We start from the raw sequence: 7,042 nt of genomic DNA, 5'->3' as shown, positions 1-7,042 counted from the left end.
TCGATGGAGGCCCTGGAGAAGTCGACCTTGCCTCGCAGGCCCAACTCGTCGAGCAGCCGCTCTTGCAGCTTCTCCCACACGCCTGCTCGGGTCCATTCCTCCAGTCGGCGCCAGGCCGTCATGCCCGCCAAGCCGAACTGCTTGCGGGGCAATATCTCCCAGGGAATGCTGCTTCGGAGCACGAAGATACGGAAGGAAAGCTCGCGTCAGCGGGCTGCATTACCAGAAAGTGCCGGAGTTACTGTGAGTCAGACCAATGGCTTTATTTGGCGCTGTAGCTGCGCGGTCTGTCGTGTTGACGCTGATGTGGTGTTCCAAGCCCACGTGGGGCTCCTGGACGACGAGGTCTTCGCTCTGGGCGAAGACGTCTTCGGGCGCACGACGAACAAGAAGCGGCCCGTCTATGGCCCAACGTACGATCTGCGCGACGGAAGTTTCTGGACCTATGGCGTGGGCGAGTGCTCGCGCTGCCGGACCGAGCTCTGGGGAAAGGTCGTGGTGAGGGGCGGGCGGTTTGATTCCGTAGCGCTCGTATCCCCGCCAGAGAATCCATTGGATTGGGGGGAGTTGTGACCGTGAGGCCAGGGGAAAGGGTTGTGTCCCTATAAGTGTGTAGTCGGCGAACAGGGACGAGCGCGAAAGGGGGGAGCTCCTCGGAGAAACCAACCGAGACGGTCTCCTCCAGGCAGGGGAGCCGAGGAGTTCCCGCCGTGGACGATACCGAGTTTGGCGCGCCCTCGCACGAGGAAGTGCGCACCGAGTGTCCGGCTCTTCTCTTGGGCCTCAGTTGAATCGTTCATCCCGGCGGTGACAGCGCTCAAAGCTACGCGCCGGTGGACGTGCACGGGAAGGGCGCCCAGCCTGAAGCCGGCTTTGGTTGGCCGGGTCGACACAACCTTCTCGAGGCCGCTGCTCGCGAGCGACTTCAGGCCGTGCGCATGCTCCGACAGGGTGTGACCTACCAGCCCCACACAAGGTGGAAGAGCGCCTGGCTGGGGGCCAGCGGGGAGCCAAGTGCGGAGTGCAGCACCCTGAGCCCCTCGTTGGTCAACGGGCTGTTCCGCTGGAGGAACTCCAGGTCCAGGTCCTCCAGCTCCAACAGGGTCTCCACGGCCTCGGCGAGCGGACCGGGCGCATTGAAGGCGAGCACCTCGCGCTCACCGGCTGGACCCAGGGTGTCGACGAGGAAGCGGTGATAGCTCACCAGCACGTCCTGGACTCTCTTGTCGAGGGGGACTCGCGCGAGACACTGTTCGAGCCACTGGATGTGGAGGCCCAGACTGTTGATGGGCACTGCCGGCGGGTCGCCCACCGGCTGACGCGGCCCGGCCCAGAGGACCCAACGGCCGTAGTCGCTCTTCGGTGCGGGGACTCGCGGCGGGTGGAGAGGCTCCAGGTTTCGCAGGACACGTCCCGCCGTCGTCAGCCTGACGTGGGCCCCGTCCATCGTGACGAGTCCGGCGGAGCGAAGGCGCGCGAGCAGGGCGGGCAGGGAGCCCACCTGTGCGAAGAACCCACCGAAGGACTCCTCGAGCCGGCCGCAGTCTGGCTGCTCGTGGATCGCCTCGAGTGCGACCTCGAGCTCCGAGTTCTCGACCCAGGGGCCGCGCCGACCTTGCGCGTGAGGGTTGCCATGCACTTGGACCCCTTCCGGGACGATGAGGGCGTTTCGTTCCGCCGGGAGGTCTTCCTGCCCCACGTACACGCGACGGACAGCGGGGTGCGGAAAGGCGGCGAATGGGGGGTGTGCCCCTAGCAGATGAAGCTCCTGCAGGTGGGGAGTCGCGGCGATGAGTGCGTCTCGCACCGTGTCGCTGACGCGCACAGCGGCGGCGCTGGGAAGGAAGGTGAGCTGAATCAGCCATGGCCGTGGCCGGCTCGCGAGTCGAGCCAGCACCTGCTCATCGCCACTCACGGCGTAGCGCCGAACGAAGGTCCCCAGCGGACTGTCGAGCAGTCCCGCGGGATGGAATCGGTCATCCCGAAGCGCGTGAATGAAGCCATGCTGGACGAGGTGTCCCGCGCTTGCCGCGAGCGGTTCGCCCAACCACGCGGCGAGCAGCGCCGCTCGTCGGTGCCGCCAGCCGCGGTCCTCGGGAGCGGGGCTCAGGTCCAAGGCCATCAGCTCGCCGCGCGGGTCCCCCTGTTGCTGGAGGAGGTCAGCGTGGACGGCGAGTGTGTCCAGACGCCAGGACGTCACGAGCGAGTGTTGGAGTTCGCTCCAGTCACTGGCGGGGTGCGGTGCCGGAGGTGTTCCACTTCGGGCCATCTCACCACTCTTGCATGGGGCATGGAGACGAGCCTCACGAAACGCGGGTCTTCGAGCCAGCCGCGCGCGGAGAAGCGCGGGATTGGAGGGTCGCGCAGCGGCGCTCGAGGTGCCGAAAACGAGGGTCGTGTCCCTGTAAGTGTGTAGTCGGCAAACAGTGCTGAGCGAGAAAGAGGAAGGCTCCTCCGAGAAACCAACCGAGACGGTCTCCTCCTGGCAGGGGAGCCGAGGAGTTCCCGCCGTGGACGATACCGAGTTTGCCGCGCCTCGCACGAAGAGGCGTGTACCGGCGTGCGAGGTCTCTTCCTGGGAGCCATCCGTATGACGCTGGAGATGCTGCTGGAAGAGGAGATGCGGGGCACTGGCAGCAGGTGGTGGCGCGCAAGGACCAGCGCAATGGCAGCTACCTACGTGGCCTGTTGACGTCCATGGGGCACCTGGAGGTGGCCGTGTCGCGGACCCGGGCCAGCGGCTCGGCACAGGCCGTACTGGGCCGCCACAAGCGGCGCGGCGAAGAGCTCGACGAGGCGGTTACGCGACACTCCGAGGCATGCCTTTACATCCCGTTCCACCGAGACATTGGGTCACCGCGAGGTATCGCGAGGGAAGGACCTGGTCAGCCGGGGGGCGCAGCGCGGAGGAGCACGGCGCCTCGATCAGGGCCCTGGGAGCTGCTCACGCACAGGCAATTCGTCGCCCTGGGGACGCCTCGAAGAAAGGTCTGCGAGGCGATGATGGCGGCGGTCGGCAGCGTCGCCGCGCCCAGGTCACAGAAACGAAGCGGAAGGAAATCGACAGGCAGGTCATCCACAGCGATCGGCCGGTAGCCCTTGCCCGCATCCATTCCTCCGGGAGCCAAGGCCCGGGGCAGGGCCAGTTGGAGTTCCGTGCTGCGGTAGCTCTCGTTGTTCACATCTCCCAGGAGCCACTCCAATCGCCAATTCGGATCGCGTTGGCCCCCCGTCGCGGCACGGATGGCCTGGGTCAGCCCCATCCCGGTACATGGCGCCTCGGACAGAAGGGAACCCGGCTCCTGTCCCAGCCCCACGGCATCAACAAGAGCCAGCCTGGGCAATCCCGCTCTCGTCGCCATGCGTGGACGGGTGATGACCAGGAACGCAGCGCCCTCGCCTGGAATCAGCGAGTCCATGTTCTTGCCGTCGAACAGTCGCGACTGCGCCATCAGTTCGTCCATCACGTCGGGCGCATGGTACGTGTCCACCCCTCCGACGATGGCCGCATCCACCTGGCCCGAGGCCACATCCGCGCACGCCTCCGCCAAAGCGAACGCCAGGGACGCCGCCCCACGTGGCACCCCAATGACCGGAGCGCTTGCGGCACTGCGCTCGCACCACCGCTCGACGTGGTCTTCCAGGTGTCGGCGCTCGACTGCGCGCGCCTTCGAGGCCTCGGGGCCGTAGCGCTCGGGGAGCCCCAGCCACAGTCGCAGCCGTGCATCCCCCCGGAGCCGGGCCAGCGGGGCCTCGAGCTGCCCGAGGGCCCCATCGAGCAGCGCCACCATCCGCTCCGCCCCGCATAGTCGGGGCGGTAGCGTGCGGGCGGACAGCATCGTGGCCCGGGTCCCGTTGGGGCAGCGGAAGGGGCTCTCCGTCACGCCCACGGCTTCCGCGCGCCAGAAGGCCCACGTCTGGTGGGCGTCGAACGCGAGGCCGTTGAAGGCCCCCATGGCGCACAGCCCGACCTCCCCATCCTTCCCCACCCACGAGCCGGTGGCCCGGGTCCTCACGGAATCCGCTCCTTCTCGAAGACGTTGATGGCCGCCAGCTCCCGGGCCCGCTTCGGCATGGGGACGACAGAGCGCCAGGTCAGCTCGAAGCGACGCTCGTTGGGCTCGAGCAACACCGTGTCCAGCACGGGGCGGTGCTCCACCCGCCCGCGTGTCGTCACGGCCAGCACGCCGAAGGTGAGCTTCGGCAGCTCGAAGCCCACCTGCCCGCTCGCATTCATCCCCTCCACCTCCACCAGTTCGCCCCCCCGCAGGTGCGCCGGACACACGAGCCCGGGAGCGGCGACATTGCGATAGCGCTCATCGAAGTCCAGGGGTGGCAGCGGCATGCGCTCCTTCTGCCAGCGGTCGTCGTACGTCCCCGCGAGACGGAGCCGAGGCTCGAAGTGGGGACCGATGGCTCCCACTCCGGCTGGCGTGGGCCTCGAGCGCACCGAGCTGATGAGGTCCGAGGGGTCCTCAATCTGCGGCGCGGGCTTGTGCTTCAGCGAGTCCGTGTCCGCGACCACGCCGCGCCCCAGCGGATTGCGGGGCTCGTGGGCGAGCTTCCGGGGGTTGCTCGTATCCATGCCGCCGTACGCGAGCTCCCAGCGAAGGGGGACCTCCTCGAAGGGCTGCGGCGCGGTGAGCGCCAACCCCACGACGCCTGGGTACCAGACACGTGTGCCGAACACCCGGAGCCGCTTTCCCACCGGCCCGACGCGCACCCACACGTCCAACTCCTTCACGGGCTTGCGCTTGACGGCCATGGCGCCGCCAGTCACCACCACATCCGTGGTCGGCTTGCACAGGCCGACATCCGCCGGACGGCGGATGCTGCTCTGCTCCGCGTCGGGCTCCCACAACTCATCCACCAGCCGAACCTGGGCGCCACCTTCGCGCCGCACGTGGCCGATACGGACGACGGAGAAGCGCTGCTTGATGACCACGCAGATGCACGGCGCCCCATCCATCCCGAAGTGCGGCAGGAGCTGGACGGTGGCCGGGGTGCGGGTATTGAGCTCGGGAAGGACCATCTCACCGTGTCAGGGAAAGGGGCCACGCACCGGCGGCCACGTGCCGGACCTCCGGGGCCTCTCGCCACCGGTTGATCGCAGCCTGCTGCCGGGCAACGAAGTCCTGGGGATCAAAGGGATGGGTGGCCCCCGTACGCGCCACCAACTCATGCCACGCAATCCTCCGCTCGCGCATGGACGCCGGAGCGTGCTCGAGCTCCCACAGGTTGTCCTGCGTGGACCAGAGATGGCCCCAGCGATATCGCTTCGTTCCCGAGGCGCGCGTCTTGTGCTTCGCCCACCACGCGGCCCAGACCTTCGGGTCGACCGATAACTCCAGCTCCAACGGAGGAGGCACGAAGCCGCGTCCGAACGGCTCCCCGCCCTTCTCGTAGTCTGGATCTGGCTCGTCATCCGTGAGGGAGGCCCCGGTGAGCCGCTGGAGAGCGCCCACCGCGTCCACGTGCCCTGCGCCAAGTCGCGCGAGCAGGAACTCCATGAAGCGCGGGCTGCCATACCACCCCAACGCCTCCACTACGGCGGGAGGCACCCGCTCGCGTGCCAGGGCGCCCTCGAAGTCCTCGAGCACCTCGGCGCCACCGCCCACCGCCGCCCAAAGCGCCGCGCCCGCGAAGTCACCGCGCCCTTCGGCGAGCAGCGCGTGCGCATGCTGAAGCCCGGCAGCCGAGCGGCGCAGCAGGAGCGCCTCGATGGCGGCGGACACCACCTCCTCGCTCGCATGGCGCAGCAACCGTACCGTCTCGCGGGGGTCGAGCGCCCCTCGGACCCGAGGGAGTGCCCGGGCTCCCTCCAGCACCCACTCGGGCGAGTCGCTCCACGCCAACGCCAGCGCTTCGTGCCCCTCCAACAAGCCTCGGCGACCGAGCACCCGCGCCGCCAGCCTGCGCGGCACACCTTCCTCCTTCCACCAGCGGCGCAAAAGGCCCTCCAGCCCCGGATGTGGCACGAAGGCGAGCGCATCGGCCGTGGCGTCGAACACCTCTGGGGCCTCCAGGCCCACGGTCCGCAGCAGCCGCTCCACCTGGTGCAACGCATCCTCTCCCGCCAGACACCCGTGGAGGAACACGACGCCCCACGACATCTCGGGGTCCGGCAGCGGGCGCTCATCGAGGAGCTTCACCAACTCGGGCAGGACCCAGAGCCCACAGGCGAGGATGCCATCCACGCGTGCCAGCAGTCGCTCCTCCACCGGGCGCAGCTCGCTCCACAGGTCGCCCTCGTCCGGTTGGCGCATCAGGCTCATCATCGCCACGTCCTCGAAGAAGGACCTGGCCCGCCCGAACTCCACGTCTTCGCGACGCAGCGTCTCGCCGAACTGCGCCCGATCCAGCGCGTCGCGCTCCACGGGCGGCCGGGGTTTCGGGGCCGGGGCGGGCGGGTTCAGGGCAGGGGGGGGCGGCGCGGACAGGGCCCGGGCCTGCGCCCGGGTCCGGGCGAGCAGCGCGTCCAGGTCGGCAAGCGTAACGGGTGGGCTCTCCGGCAACGAATCCTCGGTGGGGAGTGGCTCCGCGTCCGGAGGCTCCTCCCACTGGAGGACGATGGCGGGCCACAGGGGCCCTCGAGGGAGTTCGATGAGCAGGGGCTCGTCGCCCTGCGCCCGGGGGATGTGGTGCACGTCGGGCCGCGGCAGGCGCAGCGGCACCAGCGGCCCGCGGTGCAGGGCGTCCTTCCATCCCCTCAAGACCTCGTCCACCGCGGCGAGGTGTCGATGAACGACAGGGTCCTTGCCGCTCCCGGCCTTCAGCGACCGACGCGCGGCCACCACCCACCCGCGTGCGTTGCGTGCATGGTGGTGGAAGGGCTCCGAGCCGCCTTCCGCGGAGAGCGCCTGGTACAACGCCCCGAGCGCCGCCGTCAGGTGCCGCTCCAGGGCCCGCAGGGCAACCGTGGGGTCCCTCACGTCACGCAGCCCCACAAGCACCTCATCCAGCAGCTCGCGCGCCCGGGACAGGTCCAGACTCCGTGAGGCTTCCTGGCGCGCATGGCTCATGTCTTCGTTCCCCGACCTGG

5 protein-coding genes and 1 pseudogene are annotated in these 7,042 nt (G+C 69.0%); 1 reads left to right on the top strand and 5 read right to left on the bottom strand.

What is annotated here, in order from left to right; translation table 11 throughout:
* Both LZ198_RS43600 and LZ198_RS04955 read right to left on the bottom strand, forming a co-directional pair.
* Nucleotides 1-182, bottom strand: a 182-nt coding sequence (locus LZ198_RS43600; protein ID WP_407667376.1) for a transposase, incomplete at its 3' end; no start/stop codon positions are given.
* Between the two features lie 776 nt (nucleotides 183-958).
* Complete coding sequence (locus LZ198_RS04955; protein WP_253970703.1) at nucleotides 959-1,639, bottom strand: hypothetical protein; 681 nt, start codon at nucleotides 1,637-1,639, stop codon at nucleotides 959-961.
* An 871-nt stretch (nucleotides 1,640-2,510) separates the two neighbouring features.
* On the opposite strand from LZ198_RS04955, the pseudogene LZ198_RS43595 reads away from it, so the two are divergent.
* Nucleotides 2,511-2,805: pseudogene (locus tag LZ198_RS43595) on the top strand (transposase); the annotation flags it as partial.
* Nucleotides 2,806-2,885: 80 nt separating this feature from the next.
* Here the strand turns inward: LZ198_RS43595 and LZ198_RS04950 are convergent.
* From LZ198_RS04950 to LZ198_RS04940, 3 genes are read right to left on the bottom strand one after another with little or no spacing between them, the layout of a single operon-like run.
* Entirely contained in the window at nucleotides 2,886-3,956 is a 1,071-nt protein-coding gene (locus tag LZ198_RS04950; protein WP_253970702.1) for a beta-ketoacyl synthase N-terminal-like domain-containing protein, read from the bottom strand.
* A 56-nt stretch (nucleotides 3,957-4,012) separates the two neighbouring features.
* The gene (locus LZ198_RS04945) at nucleotides 4,013-5,032 is read right to left on the bottom strand and encodes a DUF2169 family type VI secretion system accessory protein (RefSeq protein WP_253970701.1); all 1,020 of its coding nucleotides are present in this window, start codon (nucleotides 5,030-5,032) and stop codon (nucleotides 4,013-4,015) included.
* Nucleotide 5,033: 1 nt separating this feature from the next.
* Nucleotides 5,034-7,022 carry a hypothetical protein gene (locus tag LZ198_RS04940; protein ID WP_253970700.1) on the bottom strand — a complete coding sequence of 663 codons (1,989 nt, stop codon included), beginning with the start codon at nucleotides 7,020-7,022 and terminating at the stop codon, nucleotides 5,034-5,036.
* Nucleotides 7,023-7,042 lie beyond the last annotated feature (20 nt).

The sequence above is a fragment of the Myxococcus dinghuensis genome (assembly GCF_024198235.1).
Lineage (GTDB): Bacteria > Myxococcota > Myxococcia > Myxococcales > Myxococcaceae > Myxococcus > Myxococcus dinghuensis.
This window is presented reverse-complemented; position numbering and strand designations above follow the sequence as displayed.